General features: G+C 50.0%; 14 protein-coding genes. 7 read left to right on the top strand and 7 right to left on the bottom strand.

The features are described 5' to 3' along the window. Positions 1 to 110 precede the first annotated feature (110 nt). From HPT30_RS17500 to HPT30_RS17490, 3 genes are all read left to right on the top strand, one after another. A complete protein-coding gene (locus HPT30_RS17500; protein ID WP_175372642.1) occupies positions 111 to 980 on the top strand; it encodes a helix-turn-helix domain-containing protein in 870 nt (289 codons plus the stop codon). A 93-nt stretch (positions 981 to 1,073) separates the two neighbouring features. After that, positions 1,074 to 1,439, top strand: coding sequence for a hypothetical protein (locus HPT30_RS17495; protein ID WP_175372641.1), 366 nt, complete (start codon positions 1,074 to 1,076; stop codon positions 1,437 to 1,439). Between the two features lie 247 nt (positions 1,440 to 1,686). Then, positions 1,687 to 2,457 (top strand): GNAT family N-acetyltransferase, encoded by a 771-nt coding sequence (locus tag HPT30_RS17490; RefSeq protein ID WP_175372640.1) that lies wholly within the window; start codon positions 1,687 to 1,689, stop codon positions 2,455 to 2,457. Positions 2,458 to 2,580: 123 nt separating this feature from the next. Here the strand turns inward: HPT30_RS17490 and HPT30_RS17485 are convergent, their stop codons facing one another. The 5 genes from HPT30_RS17485 to HPT30_RS17465 all read right to left on the bottom strand — a co-directional run bounded on the left by HPT30_RS17485 (position 2,581) and on the right by HPT30_RS17465 (position 10,053). Beyond that, positions 2,581 to 4,779, bottom strand: a complete 2,199-nt coding sequence (locus HPT30_RS17485; protein WP_175372639.1) for a DEAD/DEAH box helicase — start codon at positions 4,777 to 4,779, stop codon at positions 2,581 to 2,583. Continuing rightward, positions 4,776 to 6,095, bottom strand: a complete 1,320-nt coding sequence (locus HPT30_RS17480) for an ATP-binding protein (protein WP_175372638.1) — start codon at positions 6,093 to 6,095, stop codon at positions 4,776 to 4,778. Before HPT30_RS17480 ends, HPT30_RS17485 begins: the two co-directional genes overlap by 4 nt. A gap of 8 nt (positions 6,096 to 6,103) precedes the next feature. Further along, positions 6,104 to 7,867, bottom strand: a complete 1,764-nt coding sequence (locus HPT30_RS17475; RefSeq protein ID WP_175372637.1) for a TerB N-terminal domain-containing protein — start codon at positions 7,865 to 7,867, stop codon at positions 6,104 to 6,106. Positions 7,868 to 7,997: 130 nt separating this feature from the next. Further along, positions 7,998 to 9,200, bottom strand: coding sequence for a niacin permease NiaP (locus HPT30_RS17470; RefSeq protein ID WP_175372767.1), 1,203 nt, complete (start codon positions 9,198 to 9,200; stop codon positions 7,998 to 8,000). A gap of 91 nt (positions 9,201 to 9,291) precedes the next feature. Next, positions 9,292 to 10,053, bottom strand: coding sequence for a DUF1836 domain-containing protein (locus HPT30_RS17465; protein ID WP_175372636.1), 762 nt, complete (start codon positions 10,051 to 10,053; stop codon positions 9,292 to 9,294). A gap of 145 nt (positions 10,054 to 10,198) precedes the next feature. On the opposite strand from HPT30_RS17465, the gene HPT30_RS17460 reads away from it, so the two are divergent. Continuing rightward, the gene (locus tag HPT30_RS17460) at positions 10,199 to 11,515 is read left to right on the top strand and encodes a hemolysin family protein (protein ID WP_175372635.1); all 1,317 of its coding nucleotides are present in this window, start codon (positions 10,199 to 10,201) and stop codon (positions 11,513 to 11,515) included. A gap of 88 nt (positions 11,516 to 11,603) precedes the next feature. Here HPT30_RS17460 and HPT30_RS17455 read toward each other — a convergent pair whose 3' ends face one another. Next, the gene (locus HPT30_RS17455; protein ID WP_175372634.1) at positions 11,604 to 12,116 is read right to left on the bottom strand and encodes a GNAT family N-acetyltransferase; all 513 of its coding nucleotides are present in this window, start codon (positions 12,114 to 12,116) and stop codon (positions 11,604 to 11,606) included. Positions 12,117 to 12,364: 248 nt separating this feature from the next. On the opposite strand from HPT30_RS17455, the gene HPT30_RS17450 reads away from it, so the two are divergent. Beyond that, a complete protein-coding gene (locus HPT30_RS17450) occupies positions 12,365 to 13,711 on the top strand; it encodes a TrkH family potassium uptake protein (RefSeq protein WP_175372633.1) in 1,347 nt (448 codons plus the stop codon). An 88-nt stretch (positions 13,712 to 13,799) separates the two neighbouring features. Here HPT30_RS17450 and HPT30_RS17445 read toward each other — a convergent pair whose 3' ends face one another. Next, on the bottom strand, positions 13,800 to 14,066 hold the full coding sequence (locus HPT30_RS17445) for a hypothetical protein (RefSeq protein WP_175372632.1): 267 nt from the start codon (positions 14,064 to 14,066) through the stop codon (positions 13,800 to 13,802). Between the two features lie 169 nt (positions 14,067 to 14,235). Here HPT30_RS17445 and HPT30_RS17440 point away from each other — a divergent pair, with 169 nt between their 5' ends. Both HPT30_RS17440 and HPT30_RS17435 read left to right on the top strand, forming a co-directional pair. After that, the gene (locus HPT30_RS17440; RefSeq protein WP_175372631.1) at positions 14,236 to 15,468 is read left to right on the top strand and encodes an aminopeptidase; all 1,233 of its coding nucleotides are present in this window, start codon (positions 14,236 to 14,238) and stop codon (positions 15,466 to 15,468) included. A 31-nt stretch (positions 15,469 to 15,499) separates the two neighbouring features. After that, a complete protein-coding gene (locus HPT30_RS17435) occupies positions 15,500 to 16,729 on the top strand; it encodes an aminopeptidase (RefSeq protein WP_175372630.1) in 1,230 nt (409 codons plus the stop codon). The last annotated feature ends 178 nt before the right edge of the window (positions 16,730 to 16,907 follow it).

The raw sequence follows: 16,907 nt of genomic DNA, 5'->3' as shown, positions 1-16,907 counted from the left end.
ATTGAATATGGAGAAATACAAGAGACATATGGATTTTTGTTGCATGGATCTAAATTTGCTATAATGGTCTCCGGTTCTATTTTCAATTGTCCAGGAGGCGGCTTTACGTTATGAGTCCAGAACATTCATCTTATATATCCGGCTTTAACCTGATACCGGACGAACCAGATTTGACCGTATTATTCAGCGGTGAAGCTTCACCGGTCCCCGGTCATAAGGTCGGTCCGTCTGTCCACGACTATTATCTGATTCATACGGTCTTTGATGGAGAAGGCACCTTTCAGAGCGGAAGCGGGAAGATTCATCCCTGCAGTACAGGAGATACCTTTATTATCTTTCCAGGCGCTTTGTTCTGCTATCAGGCCGACACGCTCAAGCCATGGTCTTATGCATGGGTCGGTCTTAGGGGTGATGCTGTCCCGGCACTGCTCAGCAGAGTCGGGATTACGAAAGAGCAGCCAGTCATTCACTCCGAACATTTGTCGGAACTAAGAGTTCTGTATGAGAAGACCCGGCTGTCCTTTCAACAATCGCCGTATCCGCAATTGGAAAGTCTGGAGGCTTCCGGCTGGCTGCGTCTCCTTCTTCATCAGTTTGGTTATGACAACCGCAGTACACTGTCTGTTCCGTCTCAAGCTGTGCCCAGCATCATCGACCGGCAGATCGATCAGGCCATACGCTGGATTACCTTTGAGTATCATCAGCAGGTCAACATTGATCATATGGCCTCCTCCCTTGGCTATCACCGGGCTCACTTGTCCAAAGCCTTCAAAATCAGAACCGGGATGTCTCCTAAGCAATATTTGATGAAAGTACGTATGAACAAAGCCGAAGAACTGCTTCGCGGACATCTGACAATTGATCAAGTGGCTTCTTCTGTCGGTTTTAACGATGCACTGTATTTCTCCAAGCAATTCCGCAAATGGAGCGGGATGTCGCCAAGTGAATACCGGGTGGAAAAACGCAATGAGGGAGGCTAAAAAAAACAGAATGAGAATTTTCAGTAGCTTTCTGAAAAAAAGAAGCATAAAATTAAAGATAAATTTCAAAATACTGCTGAGGAGGAAATAGACATGAAAAAAATATTTTTGGTACTTGTAACAGCACTGCTTATAATTACGGTGGTTGGCTGTTCCTCGGCGACAAAAAAACAATATGTAGGCAGCCCTGACTGGACTTCCAGATTTATTGTATGGGACGGCAAGCTGTATTCCTTTGATCTCAAGACAACTGCAGAGATTGAGAAAGAACTTGGAACAGTGGAGGAGATCTCTAATGAAAAGTCGCACAAATTCACTTCGGATGTCTATTCCAATCACTTTGAAGTAGGAACAAAGGTGTACAAAGTCAGAAATGTTGAGACCGATGTTGCTATTGCTGCGGAACTAGATGGCTTTTTCTATGAAGGGAAATATGCCGGGGATTATGTTGAAAAGTAACTATATAGATTGAACTTGAAAATATATATGAAGGGGAAAGTGACGTAGGGGAATTTTGGAACTGTAGGAGCGAGAGCGACCGCCTTTGTCTGCAGATTTCTACCGCTATTAGCGGTTAAAATTAAGAAATTTGCAGACAACAGCGGCCGGAAGTCCAAACATTCTCTGAAGTCACGGCACATCCCAAAATAGGAAAATTACAAGTTCAATCTGTATAGCCATATATGAAGAGGGGAGCCTGACAACAATGGACCAGAGAGATACTATTCTAAACTATTTGCGTGAGCAGCCGCTCAGGAACATCACCCTGCTTAAAATGGTGACGTATTTCAGCCATGTGATGAACTGCCACTACGTGGAGGGTCCGGAGGGACGGGGAGTCCTGCTGCTGTTGCCAGCCGAAGCCTATGCTTACGATCATCGAACATACCCGGAAGCTGAGCTTATTGTATTTATGGAATACAGCAGTCCCGCAGTGTTCCCCCATCTTCTTGCCTTGGTGCCAAAAGACGCCAAGCTTGTGTTCAAGCTTCAGGACGAGGCTTACTACGATGCATTGTCCAAGCATTTTTCATTGACTAAAGCCCGGGGATATATCACGTACACTACTCCTGCCAATCTGCATATGGTACCCGCACAGGAGGCTGTTCAGGTAGAACTGCTGGATAACCGCCTTTTGCCGTTATGGGAGGGAAATCACTACAGCCTGGAGGAAATACAAGAGTATTTCCGAAGTGGAGCGTTCTCTGTATCTATTTTTGAGGGAGAAACGCCGCTAAGCACTTGTCTAGCCTTCCGTAATGAAGACCAAGTGTGGGAGATCGGTGCCGTCTATACAGTGGAATCTGCAAGAGGCAAAGGATTAGCGAAGAAGGTCGTGCAAACAGCACTCTTCTATCTTCACCGGGACGGACGAATCCCGCGCTATCATGTGCTTGAAACCAACCATACCTCTATCCGGCTCGCCGAGTCGCTCGGATTAGTGCCCTGCGTCACCTTGGTACACTGGACCAACTAATCTTCGTCCTATTCTTTCCGGCCACTTGTACAAAACTTAGTCATACATAAACAGGAGCAGTCCTATGCTGGGACTGCTCCTGTTTTCCTTGCATTTATCCCGGTCAAATTCTCACCAGTACATTTATCGCGGCCGCCGCCACTGCTTCAGGACCTCAAGCAGACCTGGGAGATCCAGACCATCCAGCGAAAATGCTTTGCGCAGCAGATCATGCGGGATGAACTCGTCGTACTTCCCCAGATACGGAGCCTCGTCCGGGGCTAACAGTCCGAGCGGGTCTGCTGTAGCGGTACTTTCAGCGAGGATTTCTGCTTCCAAGGTTTCGGCATCCGTCTTTCCGGCAACCACCATGTAATAAGGCTCCATTGGCACTATGGAACGAAGGTTAAGCGGGCCTTTGAGGTTGTTCTTCAGTAATCGTTCAAGCGTACGGAACTGTCTGCTGCCGGCCCATGGCAGGATGAACATCGAATCCCCGCCAGCCGGGAGTACCGAGCGCTCCAGCAAGCCGCTTTCCTTGGCCAGACGGCGTGCTCGTTCCAGTCTGGCTGCCGCACTAGGCGCCAAATATGGATACAGCGCCGTATCCCCCAGTACCTCCCGGATCTTGGTCATGATCCGGGTATGCACATCACCGCCGGCACCGAGCCAGAGCGTATCCACCTTGCCGCGTGAAGTTTTGACATACACCGCCTTATGCCGGTTGTCTACCTCCTCCACCTTCCACAGCTTGCCAGCGAGCGTGAAGCAGTACCCTGGCGGCGGCACCGTCGTAATAGAACCGATCTCTTCTGTTCCGTTATAGACCACATGCTCTTCATCATCCTTGAACACTGCGTAGAAACGGAAGTTGTTAACGATCTTCTCACCCGCAAGCCCGATCAAGAGACTACCTTCGTCCATCTTTTCGATCTGTCCCATACCCAGCAAGTAGGTTAGAAAGTCATCATAATCCTCCGGAGCAACCTCCCTGAAGGATGGCAGACTCAGCACCGCTTCCTTTAGGTCATCCGGCTCAGCCTCGCCCATGCTCTTCAAAATGCTCATCGTCTGATGGTATAACAGCCCTACCGGCAGCTTCCGCACCGCCAGCGGCTCCACCCATTTCTCCCGCACGTACAGCTCGATTACAGCGATGGCCCGCAGCAGGCTCCAGGGCATACGGGCGGGCAGCTGTGCCTCTTCGTCCTCTTCCTCAGGCGTGACGAAAATCATCTCGGAGGCGGCGTCGCCCCGCCGACCGGAACGCCCCAGCCGCTGCACGAAGCTCGCGCAGCTGTAAGGCGCACCGAGCTGGATTACCCGCTCCAGCTCGCCCAGGTCAATCCCAAGCTCCAGGGTCAAGGTTGCGGCGGCCACCGCCGGGCCCGGACCCTGTCTGAGCGCTGCTTCGGTCTCCTCCCGAAGCAGCGCCGAGATACTGCCATGGTGAACGTGAAAAACATCCCGTTCCCCCCGCTTCGCGGCGATCCGCCGCATCTCCAGAATCGCCGATTCAGCATCGGTACGGCTGTTGGTGAAGATCAGCGCTTTCTTCAGGTGGGTGTAGTCGTAGATGTAATCAAAATACGACTGCCGAGCCAGCTCAAGCTGCTCGGCCCCCTTCTCGTCCCTGGCGTCCGGGAACGAGAAATGCTCGACGCTTAGGCGGAGCTTCCGCCCGCCCTGCGGCGCCGAGATCTCGACGGGCTGGCGGGTTCCCGCCGCCAGCCACTTCGTCACGGACTCGTAGTCGCTGAGCGTCGCCGAGAGTCCGATCCTCCGCGGCGAACAGCCTGCCATGCGCGAGATTCGCGCCAGCTGGCTGAGGACCTGGATGCCGCGATCGCCGCCCATAAACGCATGCACTTCATCAATAACGATGAAGCGCAGATCATTGAACAGGGCCGGAATAGCATTCGGCCGGTTCATCAAAAGCCCTTCCAGCGATTCGGGGGTAATCTGGAGCACACCGGACGGCTTTTGCATCAGCTTCGTCTTCTCAGCCTGGGGAACGTCTCCATGCCAATGCCACACCGGGATGCCGCCCTCACGCAGCAGATCGTTCAGCCTTGTAAATTGATCGTTGATCAACGCTTTGAGCGGCGCGATATATAAAATCCCAACAGAATCTGAGGGACGCTCGTACAACTCGGTCAGTGCGGGAAAGAAGGCCGCCTCCGTTTTGCCCGATGCTGTACCCGAAGCAATCAGCAAATGATTCGGTGTTTCGAACAGTACCCGACAGGCGTCAACCTGAGCTTCGCGCAGGGTCTCCCAACGATTTTTATATATAAACTCCTTAATAAATGGGGCCAGCCGGTAAAAAGGGTTCTCGCTCATAGCTCAAACTCCGCTAATAACGAATCCATCTCGCTCTGCTCGGCCTCGTCACCCTTAGCCTTCGTTTCACCCACCAGCTTCTCAAAGGACAGCTCCGGATGCTGGTGCAGCGAATGCAGCAGATCCATGAAGTCACGTACGATCTCCCGTGGTGTCAACAGCTCGTCCGCACCTAGTCTGCCGACGGCTTCCTCCATGAAGTGTACAAGTTGCTCCCTGCTCAGCGTCGACTCATATCCGTAATGCAGGGCATGAATATCGCGCAGCCGCTCCAGCAGAACAAGGATCTCTTCCGGTGAAAGCATCTCCAGACCGATGATCGGCCCGGTAAAGGTATTCAGCCCTGTTGCGGCATACCGCCCAGCCACAAGCCGGGAACGTAGAGCCTCATAGCTGAACAAGCCCCGCCGGCCGTCCTCAACGAATTGTGGAGTCCCGCCAAGGAAAATCCCGAGATGCTCCGCCTTCCCCTGCATCGTATCATTGAACATCGTGAGCAGCTTCTCATAATTGCTCTGCCGTGAAATACTATTCGTAATCTTGTACAAGTTGACACCCTCGTCAATAAAGAGAAGCAGCCCCTTGTACCCGATAGCCGCTGTGAATTCCGCCCACAGCTTCATGTAATCGTACCAGTTGTCATCGTCAATGATAACACCAACACCGAGCGCTTTTCGTGCTTCGGTCTTTGTGGCGAATTCACCGCGCAGCCAGCGGAGTGCGTCCTGCTTCAGATCATCATCGGCCAGCTTATGGCCGTTCCAGTAGGACGCTAGAATCTTGGCAAAATCAAAGCCGTGGACCAGCCCCCTCATCTCGGAAGCCACAGCATAGATCTGCTTCTCCACAGCTTCGCCAAGACCGGCATGCTCAGGGCCGTAGCCCTGTTCCCGCATCACAGTCTGCTGAAGCGAGAGAATCCATTTCTGCAGCACAATCTCCAGCGCGCCGCCATCCGGGCGGGTACGGGTCGATAAATGGCTCATCAGCTCACGATAGGTAGCCAGGCCCTGTCCTTTCGTTCCGACCAGCCGCCGTTCCGGGGAAAGATCAGCATCTGCTACGACAAAATCCCGATCCATCGCATAATTGCGGATCATTTGCAGTAAAAAGCTTTTGCCGCTACCAAACTTGCCCGTGATCAGCTTGAAGGCGGCACCGCCTTCAGCAATGTTATCCATATCACGCAGGATCGCTTCGATCTCCGGCCTGCGGCCAACGGCAATATGCTCCAGCCCGATCCGTGGCACAACCCCTGCGGTCAGAGAATTGACGAGTGCCGTCGTCATCCGTTTCGGTATTTTCAGCTCATTCATCCAGTGATTCACCTCTTCAAATATGAAAGCATAGGCACATACTCAGCCATAACCTCTTCTCCATCGATCAGTAGATCGCCAAGCATGTCCATCGAGATATCGTTAATTTCGTCCATTAGCAGCTCAGCCATTGTGCCATTCGCCGCGGCCAGCTTTTGCACCTCGTTCCAACCATCGTCACCAGCCAAGGCCAGAGCTGCATTCCGCTGGAGGGGGGTTAATGCCGCAGCAAAAGACACCCATTCCGAATCATCGGCTGTCTCTTCAAGTCGCGAGTCTCCCTCTTCCTGAGCAGCCTTACTTACAGGGTTAATTATGCGATCGGGTGCAACAAAACCAGCAGTGACCGAAGCTTCATGATCGTTCCCGGTCTTATCACTCAGATCTTTGCTCTCGTATTCATGTAACTTAGCACTCTGGTCATAACCCTCGTCCACATTCGCCTTAACGATCTTCGACCCGTCATTAATCTTCTCGCTGCCTTCCAGAACTTTCTTGTGGGCATCTACTACCCCCGGCTCAGACCAGTCTAAAGCCTCTACCTCTTCAGTATACCCCAAATCCTGGACAGTGAGCAGGGTGCGCACAACGTCAGAGTCTGCCTGCAGCCGTTCCAGCTTCTCTGCGTCAATGACAACTGCGGGTCCCATTTCTTCCTGCTGGGCTCTATGAAACTCCCGCTGAAGGTACTGGGAGACCAACTCTTCCATGTCAGCATCCAGCTTCACACCCTTCAACCTGCCCCGGAAGCCCATCAGCTCACGCAGTTTGTTCTCAGTTAACCGGAACAGACGTGTTACAAGACTACGCAGCGGAAGAGACTTGCTGATCCGAACCACCGGAACGAGCACGGAGTAACCGTACAGTGAAATATCGTATACCGCACTGCGGAACAGATAGCGCTCTCTTAGCACTGGCGCCCCAGGCGGGAACATTTCCACCAGCGACTGTCCATGCTTGCGCATCACATAGGCATCGATTAATGATACAACCTTGGGGATATATAATTCAGCAGCTTCCTGGCCTTCGCCGGTGAAGAACTTGGACTTGCTGATGTCATAGTCTGACATGAAGGTAAGCACAGCAAAGCTCAACTGTTCCCTGGCCGAAGAGAGACAGCGCATTAGTTCCAGTTCGGCAAGGTCTCCTGCCAGTCCCCGGGAACGGGCTACAATCAGCGAGAGTGGAATCTCCAGTTTATGTACGAAGGAAAAATCAGCAATCCAGCCACCCATATACTGATCCAGTCGCTTGAACTTATCCCGATACGCTTCCCATATCCGGCATAACTGCGCATATCCATCTTGCGGATCATCCCAGCCAACACCATTAATCAATTCATACACATGCAGAAAAACATAAGATAAATCCGTAGCCGGATATCTTCCCTCACGGACTTCACCGCGCCAGAAGAAATACCATTTGCTCTGTGCCCCCGTCATATGACCATAATTCGGCCAATAGCTCTTGAACGGCACGAAGAGTGCCGCGTCTCCCTTAACCTCTGCAAGTTGCCTTGCCCGCTGCACGAATTCACTCTCTGTCGTGGTCACTGGCTCCTCTGTTTCTGCATCCCAAAGCTGCAGTTGCTCGGCAGTCTCCGGCAATTTCTGTTTTTTCTCCTTCGAGGCAGAGCGCTGCGGCTTCGTCACGGCAGATCGTTCCGGTACAGAGTCCGCTGCCGCTGAAGCATCCCGTGGTGGAATAGCTATATTCTGCTCCGTGCTTTCCCATACCCATTCCGAGAAATGCGGCTTCTTTCCGTTGCTCATAGGTTCTCCTCCCTCCCCTTGCCTTGGCTAATATTAGAAAAAACGGCCCTGTTCACTATCGTGAAAGAACCGTCTCCATGCGTACTCAAGGTCTTCTTGCAATCTTGCAATGCGCTTAGCGCAGCCTGCTTCAATCCAGCTCTATTCCTTTGGTTTCTTTACCTAGCAACAACACCGCAACAGCACCTACGATGATGGTTGCGAAGAACAGCATAAAGATAGAGCTGATCTCCACGGATCGTGCTACCAGCATCCCGACCAGCAGCGGGGCGATAATCCCCCCGATTCGTCCAAAGGAAGTAGCTAAGCCTGCTCCCGTCGAACGAATAGACGTTGGATACAGCTCCGGCGTGTAGGCATACATGCCACCCCAAGCGCCAAGGTTAAAGAACGATAGGCAAATACCCGCTGCCATCAACATTCCTTCCGTCGTGGCGTTGCCGAACCAGGCAGCGCTGACTGCCGTGAACAGCAGATAAATCACCAGTACGAACTTACGGCCGAATTTCTCAATAAAGTAAGCGGCAGTGAAATAGCCAGGCAATTGAGCCAAGGTCATGATCAGGACATACTCGAAGCTTTTGACCAGACTAAAGCCCTTAAGCACCATAACAGTAGGCAGCCACAGGAACATACCGTAATAAGAGAAGACGACTGTAAACCATAAGATCCAGAGCATGATCGTCGAACGACGATATTCCGAGGACCAGACTGTAGCGATACGGTTCTTCAGAGAGACCGGGGCTTTCTTGATTTCTGCAAAGCGCGGAGAGTCATCAATCGCCCGGCGAAGATAAAGAGCATAGAGCGCCGGCACGGCCCCTATCGCAAAGGCTACACGCCAACCGTAATCAGGAATTACGAAGAAGGCAATCAGTGCAGAAAGAATCCAGCCTAGTGCCCAGAAGCTCTCCAGCAGCACTACGGCACGGCCTCTCTCCTTAGCTGGCATACTCTCTGATACCAAAGTAGAGGCTACCGGCAGCTCCCCGCCAAGTCCAAATCCGGCAACGAACCGGAGAACACACAGGATGGTAAATCCGGTGGCAAAAGCGGACAGTCCGCTCGCCGCAGAGAAAATCAACAATGTCCACAATAGCACCGATTTACGTCCAAAGCGGTCCGCCAAAATTCCCGCTGCCGCTGCCCCGACAGCCATTCCAATAGAGTTAATACTAGTTAATAATCCAATCTGCTCCGGCCCGAGCTTCCAGTCCTTAGCCAATGCCGCAACGACAAAAGAAATCATCCCCACGTCCATCGCGTCGAACATCCAGCTTAGCCCCGCGCTGAACAGTAGCTTTCGTTGCTTCGGATTCCGCAGCAGCGTCATTTGATTCACGTTCAAGTCCCCACTTTCTACGCCTCTCGACTGTTAAATCTTACCCTGATTATTGCTCATACACATTTTAGAATCGAAGTGTTCAAAAATCAAGGAATAACACCGCATTAAAATACTGTTTGGCCAGCGATTGGAAGTAACAGGTCTGTACAGAAATAGCAGCTACCAGCAGCGCATTCTGCACCATTTCCCGCTGCGACTTGCTCAGATGATTCAACCGGGTCAGGATGCCTTCTGTTGCTCTGGCGAGCGAACTGTCCTTCCAGGTATTCTTATGCAGGTCGCGTCCACCGATTCTTTGGGTATGCAGTACAGGGTTACTCTTGATCTCTTCAAAAAGACCGGCATAGGAAGAGTACATCTGCGCAGGCTCAATGAGATCATCATCATCGCGCTCCGGCTTCAGAAATAGCAGCTGAAAAAGCTGACGAATACTCTCAAAATCAAGTGCCGACTTCAAATCATCTATCATAAACAGCAGCGCTGCCTGGTTAAATGAATACTTCTTCCCTGCTTGTGGAGAACCCAAATATTCCTTGAAGTCGCGCTTCACCCAGTTCTGCATCGCTGTAACCGAAAGGTTCGAATACTCAACCAGATGGCCCAGTGCTGCGATCTCACCAAGAGATAAGCCCTTAACGGCCCCTCCTTTGATGATCTTATGCAGGATAGGCGGAATGTCGGTAGACAAAAAGGCCGGCAGCGTCGTGCCGGTCCGGACCTCATCATGATGAAATTTAGTCCAGGCTTCCTGCAGGATATTCAGCGGTTTCTGCGATGAAACACCGGTGAGCGAGAGCAGAAGACAGGACATTTCGATACGGGTCAATGTGAATGACTCCATGTCAGTATCCCTCCTTGTTTCCCTTCAGAAATAATGTAAATCACTTACATTTGATATTTTAGCGAAAAGTTCGTAAAATTGGTTCATAAGAACTCATAATATGAGTATAACCTATTTAAGGAACGAAAGGGATGGTAAAGATTATATGGGTATAGGACTTAGTTTGACGTTGGTGGCTATTTTGATTATTTTCACCGCTTTTTTTGTAGCAACGGAATTTGCAATGGTAAGACTGAGAGGCAGCCAGATCAGCCAAATGGTGATTGAGGGACGCAAGAACGCTCTCTCCGTACAAAAGGTCGCTGCCAATCTTGACGGATATTTGTCCGCCTGTCAGCTCGGGATTACAATTACCGCACTCGGCATCGGGGCACTGGCAGAACCTGCTTTTGAGCATCTGCTGTTCCCAATTTTCCACTGGCTTGGTCTCAGTGAGAGTGTGAGTAAACCGCTTGCCTTTGCACTCGCCTTCCTGGTGGCGACATTCCTGCACGTCGTTGTCGGCGAACTTGCGCCAAAGACTGCTGCTATTAATGTTCCGGAGAAAATTGCACAAATTACAGCCCCACTGATTATTTGGTTCTACAGAATTTTGTACCCGTTGATTTGGCTCATGAACGGTTCCGCTAATCTTCTGGTCCGTTTGTTCGGTATGAAGCCGGCCAGCGAACATGGCGACGCCCATTCGGAGGAAGAGATTCGTCTTATCCTCTCGGAGAGCTACGAAAGTGGCAAGATCAACAAAGCGGAATACGGTTATGTTAACCGGATCTTCGCTTTTGACGAAATGTTAGCCCGTGAGATCATGGTTCCCCGGACAGATATGGTGTGCTTGTTCACCAATCATTCTCTGTTGGAGAATTTGGATATTATCCGTAAGGAACAGTATACCCGTTTTCCTGTGGCGGAAGGCAATAAGGATAATATTATCGGTATGATCAATACGAAGCAGCTTTTCTTACAGTATGATAATAATCCTGACTTTGACTTTAAGGGTCTCATTCAGCCAGTGCTGACTGTGTCCGAAGTCACTCCGGTCAAGACGCTTCTGACTCGTATGCAGGTCGAACGTGTGCATATTGCGCTTCTGCTTGATGAATACGGCGGTACTTCCGGACTTATCACGATCGAGGATATTCTTGAGGAGATTGTCGGGGAGATTCGCGATGAATTCGACGGTGACGAACGCAAGAATGTGGAAAAGCTGTCTGACAATGACTATCTGTTCGACGGTAAGGTCTCTCTCCTGGAAGTAAAAGAGATTACGGGTATCGACTTCGGTTATGAAGAAGTAACTACCATTGGAGGCTGGCTCTACAGTCACTTGAACGATCCCGCTGTTGGTAAGAGTGTGGCATTAGAACATGCGACCCTGATTGTACGGGAGATGAACAAACACCGGATTCGTAAGGTGGAGATCATCATTGAGACACCAGCGTCTGAGGAACAAGAGTCATTATAATTTATGTAATTAACTATTAATGATATAAAAAGGGTTGGGCAGATCATTCTTCTGCTCAACCCTTTTCCAATTAATTGTTATTATTAATTCACACATTTATTAAAAGCTTGCTCATATAATATTCATCCACCCATTGCCCGTCCACTTTAAGCGATTTCAGCTTGGTTCCCTCAATGGAATAACCGCTCTTTTGATACAACGCCACCGCTTTGTCATTATGGGTCATTACAGTCAGCTCCAGTCGGACAATCCCGTTCTCCACAGCCCAAGAGTCCACTTCCCGGAATAATCCGCTCCCAATGCCGAGGCCCTGATACTGCCGGAGAATACCGATGACAATATAGGCACTATGCCTGTTCCGCCGGACATTCCCTCCTCGCACGGATAGATAGCCAACCAAATGACCCTCTGCTTCAGCCCCGATCAGCACCGAGGTATCTGAAGATGCCACACTTGTGAGCATGTCCTTCAGCTGTTCTACCGTGGTCCTTCGTTCGTCTGGTTCAAGCAGCATAAATGAAGATTCCTCATCCAGACGGTGTTGCAGGTTTAGCAGTTCTTCGGCATCGCCGGGATGTAGCACTCTAAGTGTAATCATCATTTTTACTCCTCCTTGATTTAATTATCAACATCGACAGATCATCAAGAAATTCCCATCAGGATTTTAAACTTAAACCAGTGGTCATTCTCAATGTCCTTCCATATATCCTCTCCACTGGATTTCACAAAATCTTTATATTACCAATTAGATAAAACACACCTTTTTCCTCCTACGCTTAGTGAAGCTCTGCGGAGTTGTGTTATAATCTGGTCAACAACTTTCCATTATGAATCGTCAGGAGAATTACATTGGCCAATCTAAACTTAGGCAGTCCTAAACTTACACCACCCAAAATATTATCACTCGGTTTTCTGCTGCTGATCGCAGTTGGGACTACGCTGCTTTGCTTGCCAGTTTCATCAACAACAGGAAGAATTCACTTCATCGATGCCCTATTCATGGCTACATCTGCTACTTGTGTAACAGGACTAGCTGTAATCGATACGGGAACACAACTGACCACATTCGGACAGATTGTTCTACTGGTGCTGTTTCAATTCGGTGGATTGGGATTCGTCACCATGGCGACTCTTATTACGCTGGTGCTGAATAAACGCATATCCCTGAAGGAACGACTGTTGCTGCAAGAATCTATGAACCAAAACTCCATGCAGGGCATTGTCCTACTCATTCGCAGAGTCCTGCTCTACTCACTCGTGATTCAGCTGTCTGGTGCTGTTCTGCTGGCCGCTCGTTTTATGCTGGATATGCCATTAGGAAAAGCTGTTTATTACGGGATCTTCCATAGCATTTCGATCTTTAACAATGCAGGCTTTGATCTCTTCGGGGATATCCACGGACCGTTCAGTGGGCTAACCCGATATGTAGAAGATCCTATAGTCAATATTATCTCGATGCTGCTTATTTTCCTTGGCGGGATTGGATTTATCGTCATGGCTGATGTGATAGACTTCCGCAAGCGCAGACGCCTTACGCTGCACTCCAAGGTTGTATTGACCACTTCTGCTGTGTTAATCGGGCTCGGGGCAGTTATCTTTTTCGGGTTGGAGTTGAACCATACCCTGAAGCCACTTCATGCGGGCGGGAAGGTGATGGCCTCATTTCTTCAAGCCATAACGCCACGTTCAGGCGGGGTGACTACCATCGATATTCCGCTGCTACGGGAGTCCACGCATTTTCTGCTGATTCTCCTGATGTTTATCGGCGCGGCTCCGGGATCAACAGGCGGTGGGATCAAGATTACGACATTTGCGATCCTTGCCAGTGCCGTATATGCCCGCTTGCGGGGAAGAGAGGATATCATTATGTTCCGCCACCGTATCTCCAAAGACAATGTTTACCGTGCGATTACCATGACCCTGCTGTCCCTGATGCTTGTGGTCATAGCAACGATGCTGCTGTCCGTGACAGAGCGGGCAAGCTTCCTCACTGTCCTGTTTGAGGCGGTATCGGCGTTTGGCACTTCTGGCATCACGATGGGTCTTACCCCTGAGCTAACTATGATCGGTAAAATGCTCGTGATCATCCTGATGTTTGTTGGACGGATCGGACCACTTACACTCGCCTACGCCTTGAAGCCGAAGAAGAGTAAAGAATTGTACCGTTATCCTGAAGGCAATATTACTATTGGTTAAAAAAATATAAGTGCTAACTTGCGGATGCGGCGCAATAGAATAGATAACTGCGCCTGCATCCAAGTTACGGCTTTACTTCCTTTACTTCCTATACTTCCTGAACTTCGATAGCTGCATCTAACAGCTGATTGAAGATTTCATCGTTCTCTTCCAGCAAGGTATCCGTCTGAAGGAATTGCTCTTCACTTCCCGGCTCTCCGGCAAAGCTAAGGCTGTAATCCCACTCGCTCCCCTTCTTACTATAAAACGTAATCTCATACGAAGAAGTATGGTTCTCCAATGTAAACACCGTTCTGCCTACAAAACTTCCATCCTCGCTGCGGCGCATTTCCGCGCTTACTATCTCAGCTGTCATCCTAATAAACACCCTTTCCAATGATTGTTGCTTCACTACACCAGTATAGCATTGAAATGAAAGCAAATCCCGCCTTCGCTTGGCATAATTGACTTTTTTCATCCGGCGGTTAATAATTTAAGACAACCCTTGTAAAGCATTAGATTAAAGGTAAATGGAGGAAATCTACATGAGCGATTTTCAAACAAAGCTTAACAAATATGCCGAGCTTGCAGTCAAGATTGGCGTCAACATTCAACCAGGGCAGGCCTTGGTCATTAACGCTCCCATTAGCGCAGCGGAATTCGTCCGTCTTGTGGCTGAAAAGGCCTATGGCGTAGGTGCAAGCCTGGTCAAGGTTAACTGGAGTGATGAGAGCATTACCCGTCAGACTTTTGAGCATGCTGCACCTGAGATCTTTACGAAGGCTCCAACCTGGTATGCCGGTGAAATGACCGAGTTTGCTGAGAACGGTGCAGCCGTGATGGCAGTCATCTCCGAGAACCCGGACGCGCTGAAAGGCATTGATCCGGAACGTATTGCTAATTTCCAGAAAACACGCGGTGCCGCACTGGCCAAGTACCGCGCTTACCAGATGTCGGATAAGATTAGCTGGAACGTTATTGCTGTTCCTTCCCAGCCATGGGCAGACAAAGTGTTCCCTGAGCTGCCATCAGAAGAACGCGTAGCACAGCTGTGGGAAGCTATTTTCCATACCGTACGTATTGACCAGGAAGATCCAATTGCCGCTTGGCATGAGCATCTGGACAATCTGGAGAACAAAGCAAATGTGCTAAACGCCAAAAAATATAAGAAACTGCATTACATAGCACCTGGTACCGACCTGACCATCGAGCTTCCAAAAGGTCATCTGTGGGCTCAGGGTGACAGCATCAACGCGAAAGGCCACAGCTTCGTCGCCAATCTGCCTACCGAAGAGGTCTTTACAGCTCCGCTTAAGACCGGTGTGAACGGAGTCGTTAGCAGCACCAAACCGCTTAGCCATGGAGGCAACATTATTGACAACTTCTCTCTGACTTTTGAGAACGGCAAGATTGTTAGCGTAAGCGCGGAGAAGGGTCAAGAGTCCCTTGAACATCTAATCAGCATGGATGAAGGCGCCAAATATCTCGGGGAAGTGGCATTGGTTCCACATCACTCTCCAATTTCCGAATCCAATATCCTCTACTACAATACTTTGTTTGACGAGAATGCCTCTAACCACTTGGCGATCGGCATGGCTTATGCCTTCTGTCTGGAGGGCGGCAAAGAGATGGATGAAGAACAACAAATTGCTCACGGACTGAACTCCAGTGTTACGCATGTCGACTTCATGATCGGCTCTGGCGAGATGGACATTTATGGAATATCTGAAGACGGCACTCGGGAACCTGTATTCCTCAAAGGTAACTGGGCTTTTTAAAAGAATTTTAAGGATAAGGGGACAGGATGTCATGTTGAGTTTCAAGCAAAAGCTGGAGAATTACGCACTGCTGGCTGTAAAAATCGGGGTGAATATCCAGCCGGGACAGACGCTGGTCGTCAATGCCGATATCACCTCGGCAGAATTGGTGCGCCTCGTCGTACGCAACGCTTATGAAGCTGGAGCCCAGTTGGTAAAGGTCAATTACAGCGACGAGGTAGTTACTCGTACCCGTTATGATCTGGCACCATCGGAATCCTTCCTTGTGCCTCCAAAATGGCAGGCCGATGAGCTGGAGGATCTCGCCAAGAACGGCGCAGCATTCCTGAATATCATCTCTGTAGACCCGGACTTGCTGGCTGGAGTAGATTCAGAGCGTATTGCCAACAACCAACGGACGAGCGGGCAGGCGATGGCGGCGTACCGTGAAATGCTGATGAACAATTTTGCAAGCTGGAGCATAGTGGCCTTCCCATCCCCTTCTTGGGCGGCGAAGGTGTTCCCTGAAGCGCCTGCGGATCAGCAAGTCGACTTATTATGGGAAGCATTCTTCAAAGCAGTGCGTGCCGATCAGGAGAATCCGGTTGAAGCATGGACTCTGCATCTGGACGGCTTGAAAGATCGTTGTACATTCCTTAATGATCGCAAGTACCGCAAGCTGCACTACACTGCACCGGGAACAGATCTAACCATCGAACTGCCGGAAGGGCATATCTGGTGTCAGGCTGGCGCAGTGAATGGACGCGGAGTGCCGTTCCTGGCCAATATTCCTACTGAAGAAGTGTTCACCGCTCCTTTGAAGACTGGTGTTAACGGTACAGTGAGCAGCACGAAACCTCTCAGCTACGGCGGCAATATTATCGACAACTTTACACTGACACTTGAGAATGGCAAGGTCATTGATTTCACGGCCGAAAAAGGCCAAGAAACGCTTGCTGCGCTATTGGCAATGGATGAAGGTGCCTCCTACCTCGGTGAAGTGGCACTTGTACCATTCCATTCCCCGATCTCAGAGAGCGGTATTCTATATTACACGACCCTCTATGACGAGAATGCTTCCTGCCATCTGGCTTTGGGCGCAGCTTATGCCTTTACCTTACAAGATGGAATCAAGATGACGAAGGAAGAACTGTCTGCTAAAGGCATGAACCAAAGTCTAACCCACGTCGATTTCATGATGGGTTCTCCGGAAATGAATATTGACGGAATTACGGATAACGGCAATGCCGAGCCGATTTTCCGTAACGGCAACTGGGCATAATCGCTTTTTGCACAGATCGCTTTTTGCGCAGGATAAAATAAAAGCCAGTCAGACACAAATTTGTGCCCGGCTGGCTTTTTATTGTGCTTTTTCACCCGTGTAATGTAATTTCAGTTAATCTAATGTTCAATCTTAGGATAAAAGGTTGGCCTTGCGTGTGCGGGAAATCCCTCTCAAA

Origin of the sequence: Paenibacillus agri (assembly GCF_013359945.1) — a bacterium.
In the GTDB taxonomy this organism is placed as follows: Bacteria; Bacillota; Bacilli; order Paenibacillales; family Paenibacillaceae; genus Paenibacillus_AQ; species Paenibacillus_AQ agri.
Note: the sequence above shows the minus strand (reverse complement) of the source record. Positions and strands in the feature narration are given on the sequence as shown.

What these genes read in the sequence shown, in the direction of transcription:
- HPT30_RS17470 (WP_175372767.1), bottom strand. Translation starts at nt 9,200, where the DNA reads ATGACGCTGCTGCGGAATCCGAAGCAACGAAAGCTACTGTTCAGCGCG.
- HPT30_RS17465 (WP_175372636.1), bottom strand. Translation starts at nt 10,053, where the DNA reads ATGGAGTCATTCACATTGACCCGTATCGAAATGTCCTGTCTTCTGCTC.
- HPT30_RS17495 (WP_175372641.1), top strand. Translation starts at nt 1,074, where the DNA reads ATGAAAAAAATATTTTTGGTACTTGTAACAGCACTGCTTATAATTACG.
- HPT30_RS17440 (WP_175372631.1), top strand. Translation starts at nt 14,236, where the DNA reads ATGAGCGATTTTCAAACAAAGCTTAACAAATATGCCGAGCTTGCAGTC.
- HPT30_RS17500 (WP_175372642.1), top strand. Translation starts at nt 111, where the DNA reads ATGAGTCCAGAACATTCATCTTATATATCCGGCTTTAACCTGATACCG.
- HPT30_RS17475 (WP_175372637.1), bottom strand. Translation starts at nt 7,867, where the DNA reads ATGAGCAACGGAAAGAAGCCGCATTTCTCGGAATGGGTATGGGAAAGC.
- HPT30_RS17455 (WP_175372634.1), bottom strand. Translation starts at nt 12,116, where the DNA reads ATGATGATTACACTTAGAGTGCTACATCCCGGCGATGCCGAAGAACTG.
- HPT30_RS17490 (WP_175372640.1), top strand. Translation starts at nt 1,687, where the DNA reads ATGGACCAGAGAGATACTATTCTAAACTATTTGCGTGAGCAGCCGCTC.
- HPT30_RS17445 (WP_175372632.1), bottom strand. Translation starts at nt 14,066, where the DNA reads ATGACAGCTGAGATAGTAAGCGCGGAAATGCGCCGCAGCGAGGATGGA.
- HPT30_RS17485 (WP_175372639.1), bottom strand. Translation starts at nt 4,779, where the DNA reads ATGAGCGAGAACCCTTTTTACCGGCTGGCCCCATTTATTAAGGAGTTT.
- HPT30_RS17435 (WP_175372630.1), top strand. Translation starts at nt 15,500, where the DNA reads ATGTTGAGTTTCAAGCAAAAGCTGGAGAATTACGCACTGCTGGCTGTA.
- HPT30_RS17460 (WP_175372635.1), top strand. Translation starts at nt 10,199, where the DNA reads ATGGGTATAGGACTTAGTTTGACGTTGGTGGCTATTTTGATTATTTTC.
- HPT30_RS17480 (WP_175372638.1), bottom strand. Translation starts at nt 6,095, where the DNA reads ATGAATGAGCTGAAAATACCGAAACGGATGACGACGGCACTCGTCAAT.